Here is a 26,482-nt window from a genome sequence, read left to right as displayed (position 1 = left end):
ACCCGCGCCACTGCGCGGGTTTTTTTATGCTCGTAGCAAGGCGCCCTAAGACTGACAAGGACCTAACCCATGAGCCAGCAAGTCATTATTTTCGATACTACTTTACGTGACGGTGAACAGGCATTGCAGGCAAGCCTGAGTGTAAAAGAGAAACTGCAGATCGCGCTGGCTCTCGAACGTATGGGTGTCGACGTGATGGAGGTCGGTTTCCCGGTCTCGTCTCCGGGTGATTTCGAATCCGTCCAGACTATCGCCCGCACCATTAAAAACAGCCGCGTTTGCGCCCTGGCGCGCTGCGTAGAGAAAGACATCGACGTTGCTGCCGAGTCATTGAAAGTGGCCGAAGCGTTCCGTATCCACACCTTTATTGCAACCTCACCTATGCACATCGCCACCAAGCTGCGCAGCACGCTGGATGAAGTGATTGAGCGCGCGGTGTATATGGTGAAACGCGCACGCAACTACACCGATGACGTTGAATTCTCCTGTGAAGATGCGGGCCGTACGCCAATCGAAGACCTGGCGCGCGTCGTGGAAGCCGCCATCAACGCGGGTGCGAAAACCATCAACATCCCTGACACCGTCGGCTACACCATGCCGTTTGAGTTCTCCAACATCATTACCGGACTGTACGACCGCGTACCCAATATTGATAAGGCAATTATCTCCGTCCACACCCACGATGATTTGGGTCTGGCCGTGGGTAATGCCATCGCCGCCGTCCACGCCGGTGCGCGTCAGGTAGAAGGTGCGATGAACGGTATCGGCGAACGCGCGGGCAACTGTTCGCTGGAAGAAGTGATCATGGCGATCAAAGTGCGCAAAGACATCATGGACGTGCATACCCGCATCAATCACAACGAAATCTGGCGCACCAGCCAGACCGTCAGCCAGATTTGCAACATGCCCATTCCGGCTAACAAAGCGATTGTCGGCACTGGCGCCTTCGCGCACTCCTCCGGTATTCACCAGGATGGCGTCCTGAAGAACCGCGAAAACTACGAAATCATGACCCCGGAATCCATCGGCCTGAACCAGGTGCAGCTGAACCTGACCTCCCGTTCCGGTCGCGCGGCGGTTAAACACCGTATGGAAGAGATGGGCTATAAGGACAGCGATTACAACATGGATCAGCTGTACGACGCGTTCCTGAAGCTGGCCGACAAAAAAGGTCAGGTGTTCGACTACGACCTGGAAGCGCTGGCCTTTATTAACAAGCAGCAGGAAGAGCCAGAGCACTTCCGTCTGGATTACTTCAACGTGCAGTCCGGCTCCAGCAACATCGCCACCGCCTCGGTCAAGCTGGCCTGCGGTGATGAAATTAAAGCAGAGGCCGCGAACGGTAACGGCCCTGTGGATGCCATCTACCAGGCGATTAACCGCGTCACCGAGTACGACGTGGAGCTGGTGAAGTATGACCTGACGGCCAAAGGCCACGGCAAAGATGCACTGGGTCAGGTCGACATTGTTGTTACCCACAATGGCCGCCGCTTCCATGGCGTGGGCCTGGCGACCGATATCGTTGAATCCTCCGCGAAAGCGATGGTGCATGTTCTGAACAACATCTGGCGCGCCGCCGAAGTCGAAAAAGAGTTGCAACGCAAAGCTCAGAATAAAGAGAACAACAAGGAAACCGTGTAATGTCGAAGAATTACCATATTGCTGTGTTACCGGGCGACGGTATTGGTCCGGAAGTGATGGCACAGGCGCTGAAAGTACTGGAAGCCGTTCGTACGCGTTTTGCGATGAAAATCACCACCAGCCACTACGACGTGGGCGGTATTGCGATTGATAACCACGGTACGCCGCTGCCGAAAGCGACCGTGGAAGGCTGCGAAAATGCCGATGCCGTGCTGTTTGGTTCCGTCGGTGGCCCGAAATGGGAACACCTGCCGCCAGCAGAGCAACCAGAACGCGGCGCGCTGCTGCCGCTGCGTAAACATTTCAAGCTGTTCAGCAACCTGCGTCCGGCGAAGCTGTATCAGGGTCTGGAAGAGTTCTGCCCGCTGCGCGCGGATATCGCCGCCAACGGTTTCGACATTCTCTGCGTGCGTGAACTGACCGGCGGGATCTACTTTGGTCAGCCAAAAGGGCGCGAAGGCAGCGGACAACACGAGAAAGCGTTCGACACCGAGGTGTATCACCGTTTCGAAATCGAACGTATCGCCCACATCGCGTTCGAGTCGGCGCGCAAACGCCGCCATAAGGTGACCTCCATTGATAAAGCGAACGTGCTGCAGTCCTCCATTTTGTGGCGCGAGATTGTGAGTGAAGTCGCTAAGCAGTACCCGGACGTTGCGCTGTCGCACATGTACATCGACAACGCGACCATGCAGCTGATTAAGGATCCGTCCCAGTTTGACGTGCTGCTGTGCTCCAACCTGTTCGGCGATATTCTCTCTGACGAGTGCGCGATGATCACCGGCTCGATGGGCATGCTGCCATCCGCAAGCCTGAATGAAGAAGGCTTTGGCCTGTACGAGCCTGCGGGCGGTTCCGCGCCGGATATCGCAGGCAAAAACATTGCCAACCCGATTGCGCAGATCCTCTCCCTGGCCCTGCTGCTGCGCTACAGCCTGGATGCAGGCGATGCGGCAACCGCAATTGAAAACGCCATTAACCGGGCGTTAGAGAAAGGCGTCCGTACCGGTGATTTGGCACGCGGCACGGCGGCAGTCAGTACCGATGAAATGGGCGACATCATTGCCCGCTATGTCGCTGAAGGGGTGTAATCATGGCTAAGACGTTATATGAAAAGTTGTTCGATGCGCACGTTGTTTACGAGGCGCCAAACGAAACCCCGCTGCTGTACATTGACCGTCATCTGGTACACGAAGTGACCTCACCTCAGGCATTTGACGGCCTGCGCGCGCACAAGCGTCCGGTACGTCAGCCGGGTAAAACCTTCGCGACGATGGATCACAACGTTTCCACCCAGACCAAAGACATTAACGCCTCGGGTGAGATGGCCCGTATCCAGATGCAGGAGCTGATTAAGAACTGCAATGAATTTGGCGTTGAGCTGTACGACCTGAACCATCCGTATCAGGGCATCGTCCACGTGATGGGGCCTGAGCAAGGGATCACCCTGCCGGGCATGACCATCGTCTGCGGTGACTCCCATACCGCGACCCACGGCGCGTTTGGCGCTCTGGCATTCGGGATTGGCACGTCCGAAGTGGAACATGTGCTGGCAACGCAGACCCTGAAGCAGGGCCGTGCCAAAACCATGAAGATTGAGGTGAAGGGTAAAGCGGCACCTGGCATTACCGCGAAAGACATCGTGCTGGCCATCATCGGTAAAACCGGCAGCGCAGGCGGTACCGGCCACGTCGTTGAGTTCTGCGGCGACGCTATTCAGGCACTGAGTATGGAAGGTCGCATGACCCTGTGCAACATGGCCATTGAGATGGGCGCAAAAGCCGGGCTGGTCGCGCCGGACGAAACCACCTTCAACTATGTGAAGGGCCGTCTGCACGCGCCGAAAGGTAAGGATTTTGACGACGCGGTAGCCTACTGGAAAACCCTGACAACCGACGATGGGGCAACGTTTGATACCGTTGTCACGCTGCAGGCAGAAGAGATTGCGCCTCAGGTGACCTGGGGCACCAACCCGGGTCAGGTGATTTCCGTCAACGACAGCATCCCTGACCCGGCCTCCTTCGCCGATCCGGTCGAGCGCGCCAGTGCGGAAAAAGCGCTGGCCTATATGGGGCTGAAGCCCGGCGTGCCGTTGACCGATGTCGCCATTGATAAAGTGTTTATCGGCTCCTGCACCAACTCCCGTATCGAAGATTTGCGTGCCGCCGCCGAAATTGCCAAAGGCCGTAAAGTGGCACCAGGCGTGCAGGCGCTGGTGGTTCCTGGCTCCGGTCCGGTGAAGGCCCAGGCGGAAGCCGAAGGTCTGGATAAGATCTTTATCGAAGCGGGCTTCGAGTGGCGCCTGCCAGGCTGTTCGATGTGTCTGGCCATGAACAACGATCGCCTGAATCCGGGTGAGCGCTGTGCCTCCACCAGCAACCGTAATTTTGAAGGCCGTCAGGGCCGCGGTGGGCGCACCCATCTGGTCAGCCCGGCAATGGCCGCCGCTGCGGCAGTCACCGGCCATTTCGCCGACATTCGCAGCCTGAAATAAGGAGACAATCATGGCAGAGAAATTTACCCAACATACAGGCCGGGTTGTCCCCCTGGACGCCGCGAACGTCGATACTGACGCCATTATTCCTAAGCAGTTTTTGCAGAAGGTGACGCGTACCGGTTTCGGCGCACACCTGTTTAACGACTGGCGTTTCCTCGACGATAAGGGCGAAGTGCCTAATCCGGAATTCGTGTTGAACTTCCCGGAATACAAAGGTGCCTCCATTTTGCTGGCGCGGGAAAACTTTGGCTGCGGCTCATCCCGTGAACACGCGCCGTGGGCGCTCACCGACTATGGCTTTAAGGTGGTCATTGCCCCAAGCTTCGCGGATATCTTCTACGGCAACAGCTTCAACAACCAGCTTCTGCCGGTGACGCTGAGCGATGAACAGGTCGATGAATTGTTCGCGCTGGTTAAGGCGAATCCGGGCATTTCGTTTGAAGTGGATCTGGAAGCCGAAGTGGTGAAAGCCGGGGATAAGACCTACAGCTTCAGCATTGATGCCTTCCGCCGCCACTGCATGCTGAACGGTCTGGATAGCATTGGTTTAACTCTCCAGCACGAAGCGGCGATTGCCACTTACGAACAAAAACAACCCGCATTTATGAAATAATCCTCCGGCCTGCAGTGTACTCTGCAGGCCGTGTTTTATCCCAATGCCCATCTTCCATCTGTAAATACTTCGCAAACCCAGCCAATAATAACGTTATATTTAATGTCAATTTAATGTTCCCTGAGCAGAATAATCGCTCAATCAGCTGGTAGCGGAACTTATCATGGAAAAGAAAAATAGCAATGAGTCTCATCTCCGTTCTCATGAAATACAAAAATGCACAATAGTGAGCGTGATAACAAATAGTTTACTCACCGGCTTTCAGATAGTTGCAGGAATATTCTCCGGATCACAGGGATTAATTGCTGATGGGATTCATTCTCTTTCCGATTTATCCTCTGACTTTGTCGTTCTGATTGCAAATAAAAAGAGTCAGAAAGCCTCTGATATCGATCATCATTACGGTCATCTGCGTTTCGAAAACGGAGCAAAGCTCATTATTGGCGCTATTCTGCTGCTTGTGGGAGTCGGGATGCTCTGGTCCGCAGGGAATAAACTGCTTCACCCCGAGACGCATCAGCTGGTGAAAGGGGCCGCTCTGTGGGTGGCGATACTGGCGCTGGTGGTGAAGGAAAGCCTGTTCAGATACATGTATGCCGCGGGAAAACGTATTCAGTCCTCGCTGCTGATAGCCAATGCCTGGCATGCCCGCTCTGACGCAGCCTCGTCAGTGGTTGTCGCCATCGGTATTGCCGGGAATTTAGTGGGTTTTCACGCGATGGACCTGATTGCGGCCCTGATTGTTGGGATATTTATCGCCCATATGGGTTACAAATTCTCTGCCGATGCCCTGCACGACCTGATGGACCGTTCGCTTGAACCCGAGCTGGAGCATGATATCAAAACCTGTCTTCTCTCCACCGAGGGTGTCATCGGACTCCATGATTTAAAAACCCGCAAGATGGGCGATTTAGCCCTTGTTGATGTCCATCTGGAAGTTAACGGCGAATTAAGCGTAAAAGAAGGGCATCAGATTGCCGTCAATGCCAGAAACAACGTGATGCAAAAATTCAATGTGCTGAACGTGATGACGCATATTGATCCTGCTCGCTAATCGGAACGCATAAATACAGTGTGACGCAACCCACCGTTAAGGTTTCGTTAATTAATCTGCGTCACACTGCATCGCATCAGCTCTCTCATTATTGAGGTAAAAAGCGATGAACCCAACGCTATGCAATACGCTTCCCCATAAAGAAACACCCTTTCTTCGCGTACTGCACATTCTTGTGGCCGTTCTGGTGCTGGTTCAGATCATCAATTCTAATTTCACCGAAAGTGAAGCCCTCCACGACTCCGGGCTGAACGGAATTGTCACCTGGATGCATATTATTTCCGGGTTTGGTTTAATTTTTTGTGGCATTGCCATGATGGCATGGATGTTAACCCAGCGCGGATTTAAATATTACTTCGCCTGGCTGGCGCTGGGTTTTCGCGGAATCGTTGACGATATTCGCACCCTCACGCAGCGCCAGCTTCCTGAGGCGCATGCCGGCGGTATGGCGGCAACGGTACAAGGTTTGGGCGTGCTGGCGCTGCTGGGCGTTGCACTCTGCGGCGCGGCCTGGTTCGTGCTGAACGCCACGCTCGGACCCGTTTCGTCCGTCACAGAATCCGCCTTAAATTTGCATAAATTTCTGACGGTCTTTGTTGAGACATATTTCTGGGCACACGGTTTCATGGGCCTCGTTCATATGTACCTGACGCTACGCGCGCAGCGTAAGTATCAGTGTTCAGAATAAAACGGTTCGCAGAGCCCGGCGTTCCCGGGCTCCGTTTCATTCATCCGATCACACGTCTTTTACGCGGCAGGTCAGCAGAAGCGTTACGACAGAAAGCGCCGCAATCATCCAGTAGACAGACGCATGCCCATAGCTTTGCGCCAGCGCCCCCTGAATCACGCCTGCCAGAATCACCCCGGTTGAAATACTGTTGGTAAAAAGCGTGGTCGCCGAACCGGCACGACCAGGCATGAGATCCTGAAACCAGAGCATGCCGATCCCGGCAACAATCCCGATAAACACGGCGTTAAACAGCTGCAGCGCCAGCAACGCTTCACGCGAATGGAAAAGGATCAGCCCCGCGTAGAACAGCACCCCGGCCGCCACGGCAACGATCATCATCCGACGCTTTCCAAAGCGCTTAACGTAGTAACCCGCCAGAATCATCGCCGGAATCTCCAGCCCGGCAGCGGTTCCCATTAAGATCCCCGCGAGTTTGTCCGGTAAACCCAGATCGCTGCTGATCCACAGCGGCATATCGATAATGTACATCGTGTTGCAGGTCCACATCAGCGTGGAGGCAATAAACAGCATGCGAACGTTTTTATCCTGCCAGCCGCTCACCTCGGTGACAGGTTTATCCGTTGCCTGTTCAACGCGCGCCACGGACGGCAGCGCGAAGGCAATCAATGCCAGGCTGATGACAAAAATCCCGGCGGCGATGGAGAACATGGTGGTAAAGCCGTAGTTCAACGCCAGCATGAAGGCCAGCGGCGGACCAATGACCCACGCCAGCGAGAGCTGGGCACGCATCACCGAGCTGAACATCACCACTTCCCGCGCCGAGTTATCCGCATATTCACGGGCCAGCGCGAACAGCTGCGGCATGGCGGTGTTCGCCAGTGACGCCAGCAGCACGCCGCAGGTAATGAGCGTCAGATAATGACGGTTAAAGGCGAAGAGCAGCGCGTTGCCCACCGCCATGGCGCAGCAAAAGAGGATCAGCCTGCGGCGATCGCCCTGGCTGTCCGATCGTTTCGCCAGCGCGAGGCTGACCAGGATCCCGGCAATGGCGTTAACGGTATAAAACAGGCCGACCCAAAACGGCTGTGCCCCCACCTCGCGGCTGAGAAACAGGCTCAGCGTCGGCGCCTGCAGCGCCCCCGCCACGCCCATCATAAAGGCCACCAGCATAAAAGCGGCATACACGCCGTTCAGGCGTCGCCCCATCGTCATCAACCACAGCATGCGCAAGTCCTTGTGAAAGCGAATCAAAATCGGGTGAAAGAATAAACGAAAAAAGCCAGCAAAAACATTTTGCTGGCGGGTGATAAGCACCAATACTCAGTCACACATGATCGAGGCGAGTTAGCGGGAAGAGGTCGGTGTTGTAACGTCCCACTGCATCAATTCTTCTAACGTTTTCAGCCGTTGCTCTGCATACTGGCGGGCCAGCCAGGACGATCCTTTTGTCGCTGAAAAGTACTGCTGATAAAACTGACGTGCGGTAGACCTCTTCATAATTTACCTCCTCACTTCATCGAGGAGAATTATTGGCCTAATATAGGGATAAATAAATTGCTGGTTTTTTGTCAGGAGTTCCCCTTTTATGCCTTCCGGTCGTCTGCAACAACAGTTTATCCGCCTCTGGCAGTGCTGCGAGGGGCAATCGCAGGAGACCACGCTCAACGAGCTGGCTGACCTGCTTAGCTGTTCCCGCCGTCATATGCGTACGCTGCTCAACACCATGCAGCAGCAGGGTTGGTTAAGCTGGGAAGCTGAGGCGGGACGCGGCAAACGTTCGCGGTTGACCTTTCTCTATACCGGGCTGGCGTTGCAGCAGCAGCGCGCGGAAGACCTGCTCGAGCAGGACCGCATCGATCAGCTGGTTCAGCTGGTGGGCGACAAAGCCGCCGTGCGCCAGATGCTGGTTTCCCATCTCGGACGCAGTTTTCGTCAGGGTCGGCACATCCTGCGGGTGCTCTACTATCGTCCAATGAAAAATCTGCTGCCCGGCACGGCGTTACGCCGCTCAGAAACCCATATGGCCCGGCAAATCTTCAGCGGTCTGACGCGGATAAATGAGGAAAACGGGGAACTGGAAGCGGATATCGCGCACCACTGGCAGCAACTTTCTCCGCTTCACTGGCGCTTCTTTTTACGCCCCGGCATTCACTTTCACCATGGTCGCGAGCTGGAGATGCACGACGTCATCGCCTCTCTGGAACGCGTCCGAAGGCTGCCGCTCTACTCGCATATTTCGCGTATCCACTCCCCCACGGCCTGGACGCTGGATATCGAGCTGTCGCAGCAGGATAAGTGGCTTCCCTGGCTGCTGGGCTACGTGCCGTCGATGATTTTGCCCGGCGAGTGGGAATCGATGAACAATTTTGCCAGCCTGCCGATTGGCACCGGGCCCTACTCCGTGTCCCGCAATAACAGCAACCAGCTGAAAATCCGCGCGTTCGATGACTACTTTGGCTATCGGGCGCTGATCGACGAAGTCAACGTGTGGGTATTGCCGGATCTCAATGAAGACCTGAGCTGCGGGCTGACGCTTGAAGGCCCCACCACGGGAGAAAAAGCCGTGGAGAGTCGCCTGGAGGAGGGATGCTACTATCTCCTCTTTGACCGCCGCACCCACCGCGGGGCAAACCAGGCCGTCCGCAAGTGGATCAGCCACGTGTTGTCCCCTGCCAATCTGATCTACCATGCGGAAGCGCAGTACCAGACATACTGGTTCCCGGCCTACGGCCTGCTTCCTCGCTGGCACCACGCCCGCCCGTCGCACTGCGACAAGCCTGCAGGGCTGGAGTCTATCACCCTGACCTACTACCGCGAGCACGTGGAGCATCGTTTTATCGCCAGAATCATGACCCGACTGCTGGCGGCCGAAGGAGTAACGCTGGAGGTCAAGGAAGTTGACTATGACGAATGGCACCAGGGGGATATCACCAGTGATATCTGGCTTAACAGCGCCAACTTCACCCTGCCGCTCGATTTCTCGCTCTTCTCGCACCTGTATGAAGTCCCGCTGATCCAGCACTGCATCGACCGGGACTGGCAGCAGGACGCCGCCCTGTGGCGCGCGGGCGAGATGAATTTAGCCGCGTGGTGCCAGGCGTTACTTGCCGAACAGGCGATTGTGCCGCTGATCCACCACTGGCTGATGATCCAGGGCCAGCGCAGCATGCGCGGCCTGCGGATGAATACCCTGGGCTGGTTTGATTTTAAATCCGCCTGGTTTGCGCCGCCGGAGCCATAACGCTTTCGTAATATTCACCAAATCATTACAATAGCGCCGTTCTCAACGGGGTGCTGCATCACTGATGTGCGCTGAGATAATACCCGTCGAACCTGATCCGGATAACGCCGGCGAAGGGATTTGAGGCTGTCGCTCAAAATCCTTTGCCACTCAACTTTGAGGTGCAAAGTGTTAAAAAAAGTTCTCCCCCTGCTGGCGCTTTTTGCGCTGCCTGCTTTTGCGAAGCCCGTCCTGACGGTCTACACCTATGACTCCTTCTCTGCCGACTGGGGCCCTGGCCCGGTAGTCAAAAAAGCCTTTGAAGCCGACTGCAACTGCGAGCTGAAGTTCGTCGCGCTGGAAGATGGCGTGTCGCTGCTCAACCGCCTGCGTATGGAAGGGAAAAACAGCAAGGCTGACGTGGTGCTCGGGCTGGATAACAACCTGCTGGACGCCGCCTCGCAGACCAAACTGTTTGCCAAAAGCGGCGTCGCGGCAGATGCCGTTAATGTGCCTGGCGGCTGGAAGAACGACACCTTTGTGCCGTTCGATTACGGCTACTTTGCTTTTGTTTATGACAAAAATAAGCTGAAAAACCCGCCGAAGAGTCTGAAAGAGCTGGTGGAAAGTGACCAGAGATGGCGCGTGATTTATGAAGATCCGCGGACCAGCACGCCGGGCCTCGGTCTGCTGCTGTGGATGCAAAAGGTTTACGGGGATAAGGCGCCGGAAGCGTGGCAGAAGCTGGCCGCCAAAACCGTCACCGTGACCAAGGGCTGGAGCGAAGCCTATGGTCTGTTCCTGAAAGGCGAAAGCGACCTGGTGCTGAGCTACACCACCTCTCCGGCCTACCACATTATCGCCGAGAAGAAAGACAACTACGCTGCGGCGAATTTCGCTGAAGGGCACTATCTGCAGGTGGAAGTGGCCGCGCGTACCGCCGCCAGCAAACAGCCGGAGCTGGCCGAGAAGTTCCTGAAGTTCATGGTTTCACCGGCGTTCCAGAATGCCATTCCCCCAGGCAACTGGATGTATCCGGTCACTGGCGTTGCGCTGCCAGCAGGTTTTGAGCAGCTGACCAAACCAACAACCTCGCTGGAGTTTACGCCGCAGCAGGTCGCCGCGCAGCGTGCCGCATGGGTAAGTGAATGGCAACGCGCCGTCAGCCGCTAATTCCCGGCTGGCTACTTCCCGGGCTGCTCGCCGCCATAGTGATGGTGGTGGTCAGCCTGGGGGCTTTTCTTGCTCTGTGGTTCAACGCGCCAGAGAGCGATCTGCTCGCCCTCTGGCACGACAGCTACCTCTGGCACGTTATTCGGTTCTCCTTCTGGCAGGCGTCGCTTTCTGCCCTGCTGTCGGTGATCCCGGCCATTTTTCTGGCGCGCGCCCTGTATCGGCGGCGTTTCCCCGGCAGGCAGGCCCTGCTGCGCCTGTGCGCCATGACGCTGATCCTGCCCGTGCTGGTGGCGGTATTCGGCATTTTGAGCGTTTACGGTCGCCAGGGCTGGCTGGCATCGCTGTTCGGCCAGCTTGGTCTGGAATGGTCATTCTCGCCTTACGGGCTGCAGGGCATCCTGCTGGCACACGTCTTTTTCAATATGCCGATGGCAACGCGTCTCTTTTTGCAGGCTCTGGAGAACATTCCCGGCGAGCAGCGCCAGGTTGCCGCCCAGCTCGGCATGCGCGGCGTGTCGTTCTTCCGCTTTGTCGAATGGCCGTGGCTGCGCCGCCAGATCCCGCCCGTGGCGGCATTAATCTTCATGCTCTGCTTTGCCAGCTTTGCCACCGTGCTGTCGCTCGGCGGTGGGCCGCAGGCCACCACCATTGAGCTGGCGATTTACCAGGCGCTGAGTTACGACTACGATCCCGGTCGCGCTGCGCTGCTGGCGATAGTCCAGATGTCGTGCTGCCTTGCCCTGGTACTGTTGAGCCAGCGGCTGAGTAAAGCCATTCCCGCTGGCAGTCATCAAATAACCGGCTGGCGCGATCCGCAGGACAGCCTGCACAGCCGCGTCAGCGATTTTGTCCTGATCGGGCTGGCACTCCTGCTTCTGTTGCCGCCGCTGCTGGCCGTTATCGTTGACGGACTGAACCTCAATCTCCTGTCTGTCCTGCAACAGCCCGTCCTCTGGCAAGCCACCTGGACCTCGCTGCGTATCGCGCTGGCTGCCGGATTACTGTGCGTCATCCTGACCATGATGCTGCTGTGGAGCAGCCGTGAGCTTTACGCCCGCCAGGCGCAAAAAGCCGGACAAATGCTGGAGCTGACGGGCATGCTGATTCTGGCGATGCCGGGGATCGTGCTGGCGACAGGCTTCTTTTTGCTGTTCAACAGCACCATCGGCCTGCCGGAAAGCGCCGACGGCATCGTGATCTTTACCAACGCCTTAATGGCCATCCCTTATGCGCTCAAGGTGCTGGAAAACCCGATGCGCGACGTCAACAGCCGCTACGGTTTGCTGTGCCAGTCGCTGGGCATGCAGGGCTGGCAGCGGCTGAAGGTGGTCGAACTGCGCGCGCTAAAACGTCCGCTGGCACAGGCGCTGGCGTTTGCCTGCGTGCTCTCTATTGGAGACTTTGGGGTCGTGGCGCTGTTCGGCAATGACGATTTCCGCACGCTGCCCTACTGGCTCTATCAGCAAATCGGCTCTTACCGCAGTCAGGACGGCGCGGTCACCGCGCTGTTACTGCTGCTGCTGTGCTTTGCCTTATTTACCGTTATCGAGAAACTTCCGGGGCGTGATGTTAAAACTGACTGATGTAACCTGGCTTTACCAGCATCTGCCGATGCGCTTCACGCTCTCCGTGCGCCAGGGAGAGATGATCGCCGTGCTTGGCCCAAGCGGCGCAGGAAAAAGCACGCTGCTTAATCTCGTTGCAGGTTTTCTGCAGCCGGCAAGTGGCTCGATCGTCATAGATAACCGGGATCATACCCACACGCCGCCCGCAAAACGTCCTGTCTCAATGCTGTTTCAGGAAAACAACCTTTTTACCCACCTGACGGTGCGGCAAAACATCGCGCTGGGAATGCACCCGGGACTCAGGCTGAACGATGACCAGCGCGATAAGCTGGAGATCATTGCCGCACAGATGGGGATCACCGGGTTTATCGACAGGCTGCCGGGCGAGCTCTCCGGCGGCCAGCGTCAGCGCGTGGCGCTGGCACGTTGTCTGGTGCGCGAACAGCCGATACTGCTGCTGGATGAGCCGTTCTCGGCGCTCGATCCCGCGCTGCGTCAGGAGATGCTGGCCCTGGTGCAGGAGGTCTGTCAGCGCCAGCAGCTGACGATGCTGATGGTTTCGCACAGTATTGAGGATGCCGCACGGATTGCGCCGCGATCGGTGGTCGTTGCTGAAGGGCGAATTGCGTGGGATGGGAAGACGGAAGAGCTGCTCAGTGGTCAAGCGGGGGCGTCTTCACTGTTGGGCATTCGCGCGGTCTGATGCCCTCTCCCACATGGAGAGGGAAATAGTCCTTAACGACTGACCACTTTCAATAAAATCTCACCGTACACCGGCATCAGCGGGTGACGAATCAGCGCCACCAGCGCCACCGCCGCCACGCCCAGCGTCAGTGGGGCAAGCCAGAGCAGGCGAGTACGCGGGAGGTAGCGCGTCAGGCGATCGATATTCGCTTTCCCGCTGCGCCACAGCCGCCAGCAGAGCCATGCCGCCAGCCACAGTAGCACAGCCGTGCCCAGCAGCAGCCACTTAAACTCACCGCTTTGCATACCGTCAGGAATATCAATGGCAGCACCTGCGAGGATCCCCGGCAGGAAGTAGAACGGCGGCCAGAAGACGCAGCCGATAATGTTCGGCACCACGAATTTCGCGACGGGCAGATCCAGCATCCCCGCCACCATCGGCACCAGCGGACGCGTTGGCCCAACGAAGCGGCCGACGAGGATGGTAAACATACTGTGCTGGTGCAGCGCATGCTCGGTCTTATCCAGCAAGGCTTTGTTCTTTTTCATAAACGACCAGCGGTGCAGCGGCTTCTTAAAGCGCCAGCCCAGCCAGAAGGAGATCCAGTCACCCAGCAGGCAGCCGATAATCCCGGCCAGCCACGCCTGCCAGAAATTGACCTCGCCGCTGCCGATCAGCGCGCCAAGCCCCGCCATCATCACGGTGCCGGGCAGGATCAGCCCAACCAGCGCCAGCGACTCCAGAAACGCCACCAGCGCCACGGCGATGAGTGAGTACATAACGGACTGGGTAATAAAATGTTCCAGCAATGCCTGCATAACTATTCCGGTCAGAAAACGAATCAGCGATTCTGCTTAGCGCCCCGCACCGCGTCAAGGCAACAATTGTCTGAATAGTTTACAGGTTGCTTCCCGCATTCACCTGTTTGTTTATCTTTTTTTACCGTTTATTCACATCCCGCGCGGAATTCACTCGGGCTGGCACCGGTACATTTTTTAAATACCCGGGAGAAATAGAGCTGATCCTCAAAGCCCACGTTGCGCCCCACGGTGGCGATGGGCATCCGGGTGGTGCTGAGCAGCAGCTTCGCCTGGCTGATCCGCTGGTCCTCGCGCCAGCTCAACACGCTAACGCCCAGCTGCTGGCGAAACAGATGCGACAGACGCGACGGCGAAAGGCAGACGTGCTGGGCAACGCTGGCGATATCAAACTGGCTGTCAGCAAGGTGGTCGCTGATGTACTGGCAGGCGTCGCGCACGCGGTTATCCAGCGGCGGGTTAAGCGACTCGTTAATTGCCTCCATCCGTCGCAGCAGCAGCTGTTCGAGCAGGTTAATCGCCAGCAGTTCAGCGTAACGACCACCGGCCTGTCCCGCCTCGATAATCTGCGCAAAAAGCTCGCGAAACTGCGCCAGATGAACCTCATCCGGGCGATAAAAACCGGTGTGCGCAAAAATAGCCGGCCAGGAAAGCCACTCCTGCCAGTAGGCGCGCGGACGGAAGTAGACCCACTGGTGATACCACTCTTTGGCATCCGGATGACGGCCATAGTGGTGGATCTCCCCCGGCGGGAACAGCAGGATATCGCCGGGGCGGCAGACAAACTGCTGGTCACCGTTCTTGATGATCCCTTCCCCTCGCACGGTCAGGTTGAGGATATATCCTTTCATCCCAAGCGGTCGGTCGACGTAAAAGTCGAGATATCCCTCAGCCTCGATAGGGGTCAGTCCCGCCACAAGGTGCGCGTTAAACGAGTATCCCGGCAGCAGGGGATCGTTTTGCGTTTCGGCCATAGATTCAGTTCTCCCAAGGGTCTTGAAGGAAACCAATTGTCCATATCATTAAAAGCAGCTTAAAAATGGCCCGCGAAAAGATCCAAAAAGCATCACGCCGCTTTTACGTCCGCCATGTTTCAGCCTTTCCCCCTGATTTCTCCGCCTGAGCAGGCAGACAAGCAGTAACAAAAGTGTCTATAAGTGCGGCAGAAATGTCCACATTGAATATTTGCACGGCGTCACACTTTCCGTTGCAACAGCAATTTAGTCCATAAGATTAGCGGATCCTGCCTGACGACTTTTGTCCCCAGTCTCTAATGTTCTTCCATACCTCTTTTTTCGATGGAGCAACACCATGGCAATTGCGATTGGCCTCGATTTTGGCAGCGACTCGGTTCGCGCGCTGGCAGTGGACTGTACGTCCGGCCAGGAGATAGCAACCAGCGTTGAGTGGTACCCGCGCTGGCAAGAGGGGCGCTACTGCGATGCGCCAAACAACCAGTTCCGCCACCACCCGCGTGACTACATTGAGTCGATGGAAGCGGCGATCAAAACCGTCCTGGCTGAACTAACCGACGCCCAGCGGGCTGAGATTGTCGGCATTGGCGTCGACAGCACCGGCTCCACGCCAGCCCCTGTGGATGCCGAAGGCCGCGTGCTGGCGCTGCGTCCTGAGTTTGCCGACAACCCGAACGCCATGTTCGTGCTGTGGAAAGACCATACCGCCGTGGAAGAGGCCGAAGCCATCACCCGCCTGTGCCATCAGCCGGGCAAAACGGACTACTCGCGCTACATCGGCGGAATTTATTCCAGCGAATGGTTCTGGGCCAAGATCCTCCACGTCACCCGTGCCGACGCAACCGTTGCTCAGGCTGCGGCGTCATGGGTTGAGCTATGCGACTGGGTGCCTGCCCTGCTCTCCGGCACCACGCGTCCACAGGATATCCGCCGCGGTCGCTGCAGTGCCGGGCATAAATCCCTGTGGCATGAAAGCTGGGGCGGCCTGCCTCCGGTCGCGTTCTTTGATGAGCTCGACCCGATCATCAACAAGAGCCTGACATACCCGCTGTTTACCGACACCTTTACCGCCGATATTCCCGTTGGCACCCTCTGTGAGGAGTGGGCGACGCGTCTCGGTCTGCCGCAGAACGTGGCGATCTCCGGCGGCGCGTTTGATTGCCATATGGGCGCCGTGGGCGCGGGCGCGCAGCCAAACACGCTGGTCAAAGTCATCGGGACCTCCACCTGCGACATCCTGACGGCGGATAAAGCCACCGTCGGCGACCGCGCGGTAAAAGGCATCTGCGGCCAGGTGGACGGCAGCGTGGTGCCGGACTTTATTGGCCTCGAAGCCGGTCAGTCCGCGTTTGGCGATATCTACGCCTGGTTTGGCCGCGTGCTGGGCTGGCCGCTGGATCGGCTGGCGGCGGCGCATCCTGAACTGAAAACCCAGATAGCAGAGAGCAAAAAGCAGCTTCTGCCGCAGCTCACCGAAGCCTGGGCAAAAAATCCGTCTCTCGAACACCTGCCGGTGGTGCTGGACTGGTTTAACGGTCGCCGCACGCCGTTTGCCAACCAGCGCCTGAAAGGGGTGATCGCGGATCTCAATCTGGCGACCGACGCGCCTGCGCTGTTCGGCGGACTGATTGCCGCCACTGCCTTTGGTGCCCGCGCCATTATGGAGTGCTTCACCGAGCAGGGCATCGACGTGAACAACGTGATGGCGCTGGGCGGCATCGCCCGTAAAAACCCGGTGATCATGCAGGCCTGCTGCGACGTGCTGAACCGTCCGCTGCAGATTGTGGCCTCCGATCAGTGCTGCGCGCTGGGCGCGGCGATTTTCGCCGCCGTAGCCGCTGGTGTCCACGCCGACATTCCGACCGCGCAGCAGCATATGGCGAGCGCCGTCGAAAACACCCTTCAGCCGCGAGCCCAGCAGGCACAACGCTTTGAACAGCTTTATCAGCGCTACCAGCAGTGGGCAAAAAGCGCCGAACTTCACTATCTCCCTGTCGCCGCCCCGGCCAAAAGCACCGCGGACACTACGGCAACCCTGACCCATTAAGGACACGATGATGACCATTTTTAATAATTATGAAGTGTGGTTTGTGATTGGCAGCCAGCATCTGTACGGACCGGAAGCACTGCAGCAGGTAACGAAACACGCGGAGCACGTCGTTAACGCGCTGAACGCGGAAGCCAAACTGCCGTGCAAGCTGGTGCTGAAACCGCTGGGCACCACGCCGGATGAAATTACCCACATCTGCCGCGACGCCAACTACGACGATAAATGCGCCGGCCTGGTGGTGTGGCTGCACACCTTCTCACCCGCCAAAATGTGGATCAACGGCCTGTCTATCCTCAACAAACCGCTGCTGCAGTTCCATACCCAGTTCAACGCCTCCCTGCCGTGGGACAGCATCGACATGGACTTTATGAACCTGAACCAGACCGCGCACGGCGGCCGCGAGTTCGGCTTCATCGGCGCGCGTATGCGTCAGCAGCACGCAGTAGTCACCGGCCACTGGCAGGACGGCAAGGCGCAACAGCGTATCGGCTCCTGGATGCGTCAGGCGGTCTCTAAACAGGACACCCGCCACCTGAAAGTGGTACGTTTCGGGGACAACATGCGTGAAGTGGCGGTCACCGACGGCGACAAAGTGGCCGCACAGATCAAGTTCGGCTTCTCCGTGAATACCTGGGCCGTGGGTGACCTGGTGCAGGTGGTGAATGAAATCAGCGACGGCGACGTGAGCGCGCTGGTGGACGAGTACGAAAGCAGCTACCGCCTGACGCCTGCGGCACAAATTAACGGCGACAAGCGCCAGAACGTGCTGGACGCGGCGCGCATCGAGCTGGGCATGAAGCGCTTCCTGGAACAGGGCGGCTTCCACGCTTTTACCACCACCTTTGAAGATCTCCACGGCCTGAAACAGCTGCCGGGTCTGGCGGTACAGCGTCTGATGCAGCAGGGCTACGGCTTTGCGGGCGAAGGCGACTGGAAAACTGCCGCTCTGCTTCGCATCATGAAGGTGATGTCGACCGGTCTGCAGGGCGGCACCTCCTTTATGGAGGACTACACCTACCACTTCGAAAACGGCAATGACCTGGTGCTCGGCTCGCACATGCTGGAAGTGTGTCCTTCCATCGCGGTAGAGGAAAAACCGATCCTCGACGTGCAGTACCTCGGCATCGGCGGTAAAGCCGATCCGGCGCGTCTGATCTTCAACACCCGCACGGGCCCGGCCATCAACGCCAGCCTGATCGACCTCGGCGATCGTTTCCGCCTGCTGGTGAACTGCGTCGATGCGGTTGAAACCCCACATTCTCTGCCGAAACTGCCGGTCGCCAACGCCCTGTGGAAAGCGCAGCCTGACCTGCCAACCGCCTCAGAGGCCTGGATCCTGGCCGGCGGCGCGCACCATACGGTGTTCAGCCACGCGCTGGATCTGAACGATATGCGTCAGTTCGCCGAGCTGCACGACATCGAGCTTACCGTGATTGATAACGATACCCGCCTGCCCGCCTTCAAAGACGCGCTGCGCTGGAATGAAGTCTATTACGGTTCAAAACGCTAAGCCCTGAATGCCCGGTGGCACTGCGTTTACCGGGCCTACGGTTTCGTAGGCCGGATAAGCGAAGCGCCATCCGGCAGGAGACAACTATGTTAGACGATCTCAAACGTCAGGTGCTCGAAGCCAACCTGGCGCTGCCGAAACATAATCTGGTGACCCTGACCTGGGGCAACGTCAGCGCCGTTGATCGGGAAAAAGGCGTGTTCGTGATTAAGCCTTCCGGCGTGGATTACACGGTGATGACCGCAGACGATATGGTGGTTGTCAGCCTCGAGACCGGCGAAGTGGTGGAAGGCAACAAAAAACCGTCCTCCGATACGCCCACTCACCGCCTGCTCTATCGGTCATTCCCGACCATCGGCGGCATCGTGCATACCCATTCGCGCCATGCCACCATCTGGGCGCAGGCGGGCCAGTCCATCCCGGCGACCGGTACCACACACGCGGACTACTTTTACGGCACCATTCCCTGCACGCGTCTGATGACCGATGCAGAAATCAACGGTGAGTATGAGTGGGAAACCGGCAACGTGATTGTCGAAACCTTCGAAAAACAGGGGATCGACGCGGCGCAGATGCCCGGCGTGCTGGTGCACTCCCACGGCCCGTTTGCCTGGGGGAAAAACGCGGAGGACGCGGTGCATAACGCCATCGTGCTCGAAGAGATCGCCTATATGGGGATCTTCTGTCGCCAGCTGGCACCGCAGCTGCCGGATATGCAGCAAACCCTGCTGGATAAGCATTACCTGCGCAAGCACGGTGCGAAAGCGTATTACGGGCAGTAGTTTGTCGGCCGGATAAGCGCAGCGTCATCCGGCAAAACAGATACTGTATAAAACCCCAGCAAACCCACCTTAACCAGGCTATAATCAGGCCTGGTTTTGTTTTCTGGGATAACGGCGTGGCGCAGGCGCAAGAAGGTTTTTTACTGACCCGACACTGGCGGGATACCCCTCAGGGCACCGAGGTCGCGTTCTGGCTGGCGACGGACAACGGTCCGCTGCACGTTACGCTGCCCCCGCAGGAATCCGTGGCCTTTATTCCTGAAGCCCACGTCGAAAAAGTGAAACAGCTGCTGCGCGGCGAAAACGGCTGGCGCATTACCCCGCTTGAACTGAAGGATTTCCACCGCCAGCCGGTTTACGGCCTCTACTGTCGCGCCCATCGCCAGCTGATGCGCTATGAAAAACTGCTCCGCGAGGCGGGCGTGACGCTCTACGAAGCCGATATCCGCCCACCGGAACGCTTTCTGATGGAGCGGTTCATTACCGCCCCCGTCTGGGTCGACGGCACCGCGCATAGCGGCAGCCTCGTTAATGCGCGCCTGAAGCCGAACCCGCACTACCGCCCACCGCTGAAGTGGGTCTCCCTGGATATCGAAACCACCCGTCACGGCGAACTGTACTGCATTGGCCTAGAAGGCTGCGGCGATCGGGTTGTCTATATGCTCGGGCCGCCGAATGGCGATGCGTCCGCGCTGGATTTCCGGCTTGAGTACGTCAACAGCCGCCCGCAGCTGCTGGAGAAGCTTAACCAGTGGTTTGCCGACTACGATCCCGATGTTCTGATCGGCTGGAACGTGGTGCAGTTTGACCTGCGCGTGCTGCAAAAACACGCCGAGCGCTACCGCATCCCGCTGACGCTCGGGCGCGGCAACAGCGAGCTGGAATGGCGCGAACACGGTTTTAAGAACGGCGTTTTCTTCGCACAGGCTAACGGCCGCCTGATTATTGACGGCATCGAGGCGCTCAAATCCGCCTTCTGGAGCTTCTCTTCCTTCTCCCTTGAAGCAGTGGCGCAGGAGCTGCTTGGCGAAGGTAAATCCATCGATAACCCCTGGGACAGGATGGACGAGATCGACCGGCGCTTTAACGAAGACAAGCCCGCGCTCGCCACCTATAACCTGAAAGACTGCGAGCTGGTCACGCAGATATTCCACAAAACCGAGATTATGCCCTTCCTGCTGGAGCGCGCGACGGTTAACGGCCTGGCGGTCGACAGGCATGGTGGTTCGGTTGCCGCCTTTAGCCATCTCTACTTTCCCCGAATGCACCGGGCAGGTTATGTCGCCCCTAACCTCGGGGAGGTGCCGCCGCAGGCCAGCCCCGGCGGCTACGTCATGGATTCCCGGCCAGGATTGTATGACTCCGTTCTGGTCCTGGACTACAAAAGCCTGTACCCGTCGATCATCCGCACCTTCCTGATCGATCCCGTCGGGCTGGTTGAGGGCATGGCCCAGCCGGATGAAGAGCACAGCACCGAAGGCTTCCTCGGCGCACGCTTCTCGCGGGAAAAACACTGTCTGCCTGACATTGTGGGAAACATCTGGCACGGCCGCGACGAGGCCAAGCGCCACGGTAACAAGCCGCTATCACAGGCGCTGAAAATCATCATGAACGCCTTTTACGGCGTGCTGGGCACCAGCGCCTGCCGCTTCTTTGACCCGCGCCTGGCCTCCTCGATCACCATGCGCGGGCACGAGATCATGCGCCAGACCAAAGCGCTGATTGAATCCCGGGGCTATGACGTCATCTACGGCGACACCGACTCCACCTTTGTGTGGCTTAAGGGCGCGCATTCAGAAGAAGACGCCGCGCAAATAGGTAAAGCGCTGGTCGCCTTCGTGAACGACTGGTGGCAGGAACATCTGCAGAAAGCGCGGTTAACCAGCGCGCTGGAGCTGGAATTTGAAACCCATTTCGCCCGCTTTTTAATGCCCACCATTCGCGGTACCGATCAGGGCAGCAAGAAGCGCTACGCCGGGCTGATTCAGGAAGGCGACGCGCAGCGGATGGTATTTAAAGGGCTCGAGACAGTGCGTACCGACTGGACGCCGCTGGCGCAGCAGTTCCAACAGACGCTCTATCTTCGGGTGTTCCGCAATGAGCCCTATCAGGACTATGTGCGCGAGACGATAGCCAGCCTGATGGCGGGCGAACTTGACGCGCAGCTGGTGTACCGCAAGCGCCTGCGCCGCCCGCTGGCGGAGTACCAGCGTAACGTTCCTCCGCACGTACGCGCCGCGCGTCTCGCGGATGAAGAAAACGTACGCCGCGGCCGCGCGCCGCAGTATCAAAACCGAGGGACCATCAAATACGTCTGGACCATTAGCGGCCCGGAACCCGTGGATTATCAGCGTTCTCCGCTGGATTACGAACACTATCTGACGCGTCAGCTTCAGCCGGTTGCCGACGGAATTTTGCCCTTCATCGACGATGATTTTGCTACACTAGTGACAGGGCAACTTGGCCTATTTTGACGCGTGACGAAATGGCTGCCATCCAGTACCATAGCGCCCTTTCCATTCCCGGACCCATTTTTCGATGACCGTCTTTTTTGACGGGGGTCGAACTATTGCCTGCAATTAAAGATTAGAGCCGAACAACTATGCCTTTTACACTTGGTCAACGCTGGATCAGCGATACAGAAAGCGAACTTGGATTAGGAACCGTCGTAGCAATCGATACGCGTATGGTTACCCTCCTCTTCCCAGCCACCGGTGAAAACCGTCTGTACGCTCGCAATGACTCCCCTGTTACCCGCGTGATGTTTAATCCGGGTGACACCGTGACCAGCCATGACGGCTGGCAGCTCAAGATTGAAGACGTAAAAGAAGAGAATGGACTGCTCGCCTACATCGGGACTCGTCTGGACACCGACGAGGCCAATGTCATCCTGCGTGAAGTGCTGCTCGACAGCAAGCTGGTGTTCAGCAAGCCGCAGGACCGCCTGTTTGCCGGGCAAATCGACCGTATGGATCGCTTCTCGCTGCGCTATCGCGCGCGTAAGTTCCAGAGTGAACAGTACCGCATGCCGTGGAGCGGCCTGCGCGGCCAGCGCACCAGCCTGATCCCCCACCAGCTGAACATCGCCCATGACGTGGGCCGTCGCCACGCGCCGCGCGTGCTGCTGGCAGATGAAGTGGGTCTGGGTAAAACCATCGAAGCGGGCATGATCCTGCATCAACAGCTGCTTTCCGGCGCTGCCGAGCGCGTGCTGATTGTGGTTCCTGAAACCCTGCAGCACCAGTGGCTGGTCGAAATGCTGCGTCGTTTTAACCTGCGCTTCTCCCTGTTTGACGATGAGCGCTATGCCGAAGCGCAGCACGATGCGGACAACCCGTTTGAAACCGAACAGCTGGTGATTTGCTCCCTGGACTTCGTGCGCCGCAGCAAGCAGCGCCTTGAGCATCTGTGCGATGCTGAATGGGACCTGATGGTGGTCGACGAAGCTCACCACCTGGTCTGGAGCGAAGATGCGCCGAGCCGCGAATATATGGCTATCGAGCAGCTTGCCGAACGCGTGCCAGGTGTCCTGCTGCTGACCGCAACGCCGGAGCAACTGGGGCTGGAAAGCCACTTTGCCCGTCTGCGCCTGCTCGATCCAAACCGTTTCCACGACTTTGCGCAGTTCGTGGAAGAACAGAATAACTACCGTCCGGTGGCGGATGCCGTCGCCATGCTGCTGGCGGGCAAGCGTCTCTCTAATGACGAACTCAACACCCTGAGCGATCTGATTGGCGAGCAGGATATCGAGCCGCTTCTGCAGGCCGCGAACAGCGAGAGCGACAATGCGGAATCCGCGCGTAAAGAGCTGATCGACATGCTGATGGACCGCCACGGCACCAGCCGCGTGCTGTTCCGAAATACCCGTAACGGCGTCAAAGGCTTCCCGAAACGCGAGCTGCACACCATCAAGCTTCCGCTGCCGACGCAGTATCAGACGGCGATTAAAGTCTCCGGCATTATGGGCGCGCGCAAAACCCAGGAAGAGCGCGCCCGCGACATGCTTTATCCGGAACAAATCTACCAGGAATTTGAAGGCGATACCGGCACCTGGTGGAACTTCGATCCGCGCGTGGAGTGGCTGATGGGTTACCTGACCGCGCACCGCTCCCAGAAAGTGCTGGTGATCTGCGCCAAAGCGGCCACCGCGCTGCAGCTGGAGCAGGTCCTGCGCGAGCGCGAAGGTATTCGTGCCGCCGTGTTCCACGAAGGCATGTCCATCGTCGAGCGCGACCGCGCCGCGGCGTGGTTCGGGGAAGAGGACAGCGGCGCGCAGGTTCTGCTGTGCTCGGAAATCGGCTCTGAAGGCCGTAACTTCCAGTTCGCCAGCAACCTGGTGATGTTCGATCTGCCGTTTAACCCCGATCTGCTGGAGCAGCGTATCGGCCGTCTGGACCGTATTGGTCAGGCGCATGATATTCAGATCCACGTGCCGTATCTGGAAAAAACCGCGCAGTCCGTGCTGGTACGCTGGTTCCACGAAGGTCTGGACGCGTTTGAACATACCTGCCCGACGGGCCGCACCATTTACGATCAGGTGCATGGCGATCTGATCGACTACCTGGCCGCGCCGGAAAACACCGACGGCTTTGACGATCTGATTAAGTCCTGCCGCGAGAAGCACGACGCGCTGAAAGCGCAGCTGGAACAGGGTCGCGATCGCCTGCTGGAGATCCATTCCAACGGCGGTGAAAAAGCGCAGGCGCTGACAGAGAGCATCGAAGAGCAGGATGACGATACCAGCCTGATTAGCTTCTCCATGAACCTGTTCGACATTGTCGGCATCAACCAGGACGACCGTGGCGAGAACCTGATTGTCCTGACCCCGTCCGATCACATGCTGGTTCCGGATTTCCCGGGCCTGCCGGAAGATGGCTGTACCATCACCTTCGAGCGTGACGTGGCGCTGTCCCGCGAAGATGCCCAGTTTATCACCTGGGAACACCCGCTGATCCGTAACGGTCTGGACCTGATCCTCTCCGGCGATACCGGCAGCAGCACCATCTCCCTGTTGAAAAACAAGGCGCTGCCGGTGGGCACCCTGCTGGTAGAGCTGATCTACGTTGTGGAAGCGCAGGCGCCTAAACAGCTACAGCTCACCCGCTTCCTGCCGCCAACGCCGGTCCGCCTGCTGCTGGACAAAAACGGCACGAACCTGGCCGGACAGGTCGAGTTCGAAAGCTTCAACCGACAGCTGAGCGCGGTGAACCGCCATACCGGCAGCAAGCTGGTTAACGCGGTCCAGCAGGACGTGCACGCTATTCTGCAACTGGGCGAAACCCAGATTGAGAAAGCGGCCAGAGCGCTGATTGACGCTGCGCGCAGTGAAGCCGACGAGAAACTGTCCGCGGAGCTGTCCCGTCTGGAAGCGTTAAAAGCCGTCAACCCGAACATTCGTGACGACGAGCTGGCGGCGATTGAAAGTAACCGTCAGCAGGTGCTGGAAAGCCTGAATCAGGCGAGCTGGCGTCTGGATGCCCTGCGTCTTATCGTTGTGACGCATCAGTAAACGGAGCGCAAGATGGTGATGGAGCCTTACAATCCACCGCAGGATCCCTGGCTGGTCATTCTGTATCAGGATGAACACATTATGGTGGTCAACAAGCCCAGCGGCCTGTTGTCCGTGCCGGGGCGTCTGGATGAGCACAAAGACAGCGTGATGACGCGCATTCAGCGCGATTATCCGCAGGCGGAGTCCGTCCATCGCCTGGATATGGCCACCAGCGGCGTGATTGTGGTGGCGCTGAATAAAGCGGCGGAACGCGAGTTAAAACGCCAGTTCCGCGAGCGCGAGCCGAAAAAGCAGTATGTCGCCCGCGTCTGGGGCCACCCCGCGCAGGCGGAAGGGCTGGTGGATTTACCGCTGATCTGCGACTGGCCGAACCGGCCAAAGCAGAAGGTGTGCTACGAAACCGGCAAGGCCGCGCAGACCGAGTATGAAGTGCTGGAGTATGCGCCGGATAATACCGCGCGCGTCCTGCTTAAACCGATTACCGGACGTTCACACCAGCTGCGCGTGCATATGCTTGCTCTGGGTCATCCGATTCTGGGCGACCGCTTCTACGCGCCGCCTGAAGCGCTGGCCTTAGCGCCACGTCTGCAGCTGCACGCGCAGACGCTCACCATCACCCATCCGGCCTTCGGTAACGCGATGACGTTTAAAGCCCCGGTGGACTTCTAAAAAAAAGCCCGACACCGTCGGGCTTTTTCTTATTTGAAACCTTTCTTCTCTTTAATGAGCTCGTACGCCTTCTGGATTTCCTGCGCTTTTTGCTTCGCCATCTCCATCATTTCTGGCGGCAGGCCTTTCGCGACCAGCTTGTCCGGATGATGCTCGCTCATGAGCTTACGATAGGCACGTTTAATCGTGGTCTGATCGTCAGAGGGCTTTACGCCAAGCACGTTGCAGGCATCTTCCAGCGTCGGTCCACGCTGCGCCTGCTGCCAGGCACCGCCGGACGACTGCTGGTGATAGCCGCCGCCAAACTGCGCCCCGCCCTGCATCATGCGCAGGAACTGGTCGAACTGCATACGGGAGATGCCCAGCTCTTCCGCAATGACGTACAGCACATCACGTTCATTAGGGTGAAGTGAACCGTCGGCGAAGGCCGCCTGGATTTGAATTTCCAGAAACATCCGAATTAAATCAAAACGTCCGAAGCAGATGCTGCGGAACTGACGCATTTTTTCGCGAAGCGGATAGTTATCCGATTTACCGATGCGAAACGCATTTTGCGCTTCCAGACGGGAATCGCCATGCAGGTTCATACGATCCATAAAAACGCTGGCAATCTGAATATCGGCTTCTGTGACACGCCCTTTGGATTTGGTTAAGTGCCCCATCACCTCAAAGGTGGTGGAGAAAAAGAGTGACTGACGCTCGCGCTGATTGGCAAACCAGGCCATTTTGCGGCTGCGCGCCTTATCAAACATATGGCCGATAATAAGTCCAAGCACAATCCCCCAGAACCCGGCACCCATGATGATGGCGAACGCAACGCCGATTATTTTACCCCAATACTGCATATACTCCCCGGATAGTCATATTCCTGGCCGACGCAACGTCATCATCACTGTGTTCAAGTCACGGTCAATTGAAGGACATCGCCTATAATTTGCTTTATCATACTCGTCATTCGATAGCGAGCCTAACACTCTGGCACGCAAACGGGCAGGATTAACGCTGGTACTGCGCAGATGAGTAAG

The 26,482-nt window shown here is 57.8% G+C and carries 21 protein-coding genes and 1 riboswitch; of the genes, 16 read left to right on the top strand and 5 right to left on the bottom strand.

Annotated features, from left to right (window positions below; translation table 11 throughout):
* Positions 1-69 precede the first annotated feature (69 nt).
* From leuA to AC0TOY_RS20630, 6 genes are all read left to right on the top strand, one after another.
* Positions 70-1,641: a 2-isopropylmalate synthase gene (gene leuA, locus AC0TOY_RS20655; protein WP_024907451.1), complete on the top strand. Its 1,572-nt coding sequence runs from the start codon at positions 70-72 to the stop codon at positions 1,639-1,641.
* The gene (gene leuB / locus AC0TOY_RS20650) at positions 1,641-2,732 is read left to right on the top strand and encodes a 3-isopropylmalate dehydrogenase (RefSeq protein ID WP_048989654.1); all 1,092 of its coding nucleotides are present in this window, start codon (positions 1,641-1,643) and stop codon (positions 2,730-2,732) included. The genes leuA and leuB overlap by 1 nt, the downstream gene beginning before the upstream one ends.
* A gap of 2 nt (positions 2,733-2,734) precedes the next feature.
* A complete protein-coding gene (gene leuC / locus AC0TOY_RS20645; RefSeq protein ID WP_048989655.1) occupies positions 2,735-4,135 on the top strand; it encodes a 3-isopropylmalate dehydratase large subunit in 1,401 nt (466 codons plus the stop codon).
* A gap of 10 nt (positions 4,136-4,145) precedes the next feature.
* Positions 4,146-4,751, top strand: a complete 606-nt coding sequence (gene leuD, locus AC0TOY_RS20640) for a 3-isopropylmalate dehydratase small subunit (protein ID WP_048989656.1) — start codon at positions 4,146-4,148, stop codon at positions 4,749-4,751.
* A 163-nt stretch (positions 4,752-4,914) separates the two neighbouring features.
* On the top strand, positions 4,915-5,805 hold the full coding sequence (locus tag AC0TOY_RS20635) for a cation diffusion facilitator family transporter (RefSeq protein ID WP_473722478.1): 891 nt from the start codon (positions 4,915-4,917) through the stop codon (positions 5,803-5,805).
* A 106-nt stretch (positions 5,806-5,911) separates the two neighbouring features.
* Positions 5,912-6,493 carry a cytochrome b/b6 domain-containing protein gene (locus AC0TOY_RS20630; RefSeq protein ID WP_473722477.1) on the top strand — a complete coding sequence of 194 codons (582 nt, stop codon included), beginning with the start codon at positions 5,912-5,914 and terminating at the stop codon, positions 6,491-6,493.
* Positions 6,494-6,541: 48 nt separating this feature from the next.
* On the opposite strand, the gene AC0TOY_RS20625 is transcribed toward AC0TOY_RS20630, so the two are convergent.
* Positions 6,542-7,720, bottom strand: a complete 1,179-nt coding sequence (locus AC0TOY_RS20625; RefSeq protein WP_032649827.1) for a sugar efflux transporter — start codon at positions 7,718-7,720, stop codon at positions 6,542-6,544.
* 120 nt (positions 7,721-7,840) lie between these two features.
* Positions 7,841-7,993: a glucose uptake inhibitor SgrT gene (gene sgrT / locus AC0TOY_RS20620; protein ID WP_473722476.1), complete on the bottom strand. Its 153-nt coding sequence runs from the start codon at positions 7,991-7,993 to the stop codon at positions 7,841-7,843.
* Positions 7,994-8,081: 88 nt separating this feature from the next.
* Between sgrT and sgrR the strand changes: the two genes are divergently transcribed.
* The 4 genes from sgrR to thiQ all read left to right on the top strand — a co-directional run bounded on the left by sgrR (position 8,082) and on the right by thiQ (position 13,160).
* Entirely contained in the window at positions 8,082-9,737 is a 1,656-nt protein-coding gene (sgrR, locus tag AC0TOY_RS20615) for an HTH-type transcriptional regulator SgrR (protein ID WP_473722474.1), read from the top strand.
* A 36-nt stretch (positions 9,738-9,773) separates the two neighbouring features.
* A riboswitch (TPP riboswitch) is annotated at positions 9,774-9,874 on the top strand.
* 31 nt (positions 9,875-9,905) lie between these two features.
* Complete coding sequence (gene thiB, locus AC0TOY_RS20610; protein WP_473722473.1) at positions 9,906-10,889, top strand: thiamine ABC transporter substrate binding subunit; 984 nt, start codon at positions 9,906-9,908, stop codon at positions 10,887-10,889.
* Positions 10,865-12,475 (top strand): thiamine/thiamine pyrophosphate ABC transporter permease ThiP, encoded by a 1,611-nt coding sequence (gene thiP / locus AC0TOY_RS20605; protein WP_473722472.1) that lies wholly within the window; start codon positions 10,865-10,867, stop codon positions 12,473-12,475. The genes thiB and thiP overlap by 25 nt, the downstream gene beginning before the upstream one ends.
* Positions 12,459-13,160 carry a thiamine ABC transporter ATP-binding protein ThiQ gene (thiQ, locus tag AC0TOY_RS20600; RefSeq protein ID WP_473722471.1) on the top strand — a complete coding sequence of 234 codons (702 nt, stop codon included), beginning with the start codon at positions 12,459-12,461 and terminating at the stop codon, positions 13,158-13,160. Before thiP ends, thiQ begins: the two co-directional genes overlap by 17 nt.
* A 32-nt stretch (positions 13,161-13,192) precedes the next feature.
* Here the strand turns inward: thiQ and AC0TOY_RS20595 are convergent, their stop codons facing one another.
* Together AC0TOY_RS20595 and araC are read right to left on the bottom strand one after the other, a co-directional pair.
* A complete protein-coding gene (locus AC0TOY_RS20595) occupies positions 13,193-13,960 on the bottom strand; it encodes a DedA family protein (protein ID WP_024907441.1) in 768 nt (255 codons plus the stop codon).
* Positions 13,961-14,088: 128 nt separating this feature from the next.
* Positions 14,089-14,934, bottom strand: a complete 846-nt coding sequence (araC, locus tag AC0TOY_RS20590) for an arabinose operon transcriptional regulator AraC (RefSeq protein ID WP_023310373.1) — start codon at positions 14,932-14,934, stop codon at positions 14,089-14,091.
* A 337-nt stretch (positions 14,935-15,271) separates the two neighbouring features.
* Here araC and araB point away from each other — a divergent pair, with 337 nt between their 5' ends.
* From araB to rluA, 6 genes are all read left to right on the top strand, one after another.
* Positions 15,272-16,981, top strand: a complete 1,710-nt coding sequence (gene araB / locus AC0TOY_RS20585) for a ribulokinase (protein ID WP_473722469.1) — start codon at positions 15,272-15,274, stop codon at positions 16,979-16,981.
* Positions 16,982-16,991: 10 nt separating this feature from the next.
* Positions 16,992-18,494 carry an L-arabinose isomerase gene (gene araA / locus AC0TOY_RS20580; RefSeq protein ID WP_032649842.1) on the top strand — a complete coding sequence of 501 codons (1,503 nt, stop codon included), beginning with the start codon at positions 16,992-16,994 and terminating at the stop codon, positions 18,492-18,494.
* Between the two features lie 86 nt (positions 18,495-18,580).
* A complete protein-coding gene (gene araD / locus AC0TOY_RS20575) occupies positions 18,581-19,276 on the top strand; it encodes an L-ribulose-5-phosphate 4-epimerase (protein WP_024907438.1) in 696 nt (231 codons plus the stop codon).
* A 116-nt stretch (positions 19,277-19,392) separates the two neighbouring features.
* A complete protein-coding gene (polB, locus tag AC0TOY_RS20570; RefSeq protein WP_473722467.1) occupies positions 19,393-21,750 on the top strand; it encodes a DNA polymerase II in 2,358 nt (785 codons plus the stop codon).
* Positions 21,751-21,878: 128 nt separating this feature from the next.
* The gene (rapA, locus tag AC0TOY_RS20565; RefSeq protein ID WP_473722465.1) at positions 21,879-24,785 is read left to right on the top strand and encodes an RNA polymerase-associated protein RapA; all 2,907 of its coding nucleotides are present in this window, start codon (positions 21,879-21,881) and stop codon (positions 24,783-24,785) included.
* 12 nt (positions 24,786-24,797) lie between these two features.
* Positions 24,798-25,457 (top strand): bifunctional tRNA pseudouridine(32) synthase/23S rRNA pseudouridine(746) synthase RluA, encoded by a 660-nt coding sequence (gene rluA / locus AC0TOY_RS20560; protein ID WP_008502014.1) that lies wholly within the window; start codon positions 24,798-24,800, stop codon positions 25,455-25,457.
* 29 nt (positions 25,458-25,486) lie between these two features.
* Here rluA and djlA read toward each other — a convergent pair whose 3' ends face one another.
* Entirely contained in the window at positions 25,487-26,302 is an 816-nt protein-coding gene (gene djlA / locus AC0TOY_RS20555; protein WP_008502016.1) for a co-chaperone DjlA, read from the bottom strand.
* Positions 26,303-26,482: the final 180 nt, after the last annotated feature.

It is taken from the genome of Enterobacter sp. PL_is379 (assembly GCF_055817355.1).
The sequence above is the reverse complement of the archived record's forward strand: the minus strand, read 5'-3'. Positions and strand labels throughout refer to the sequence as shown.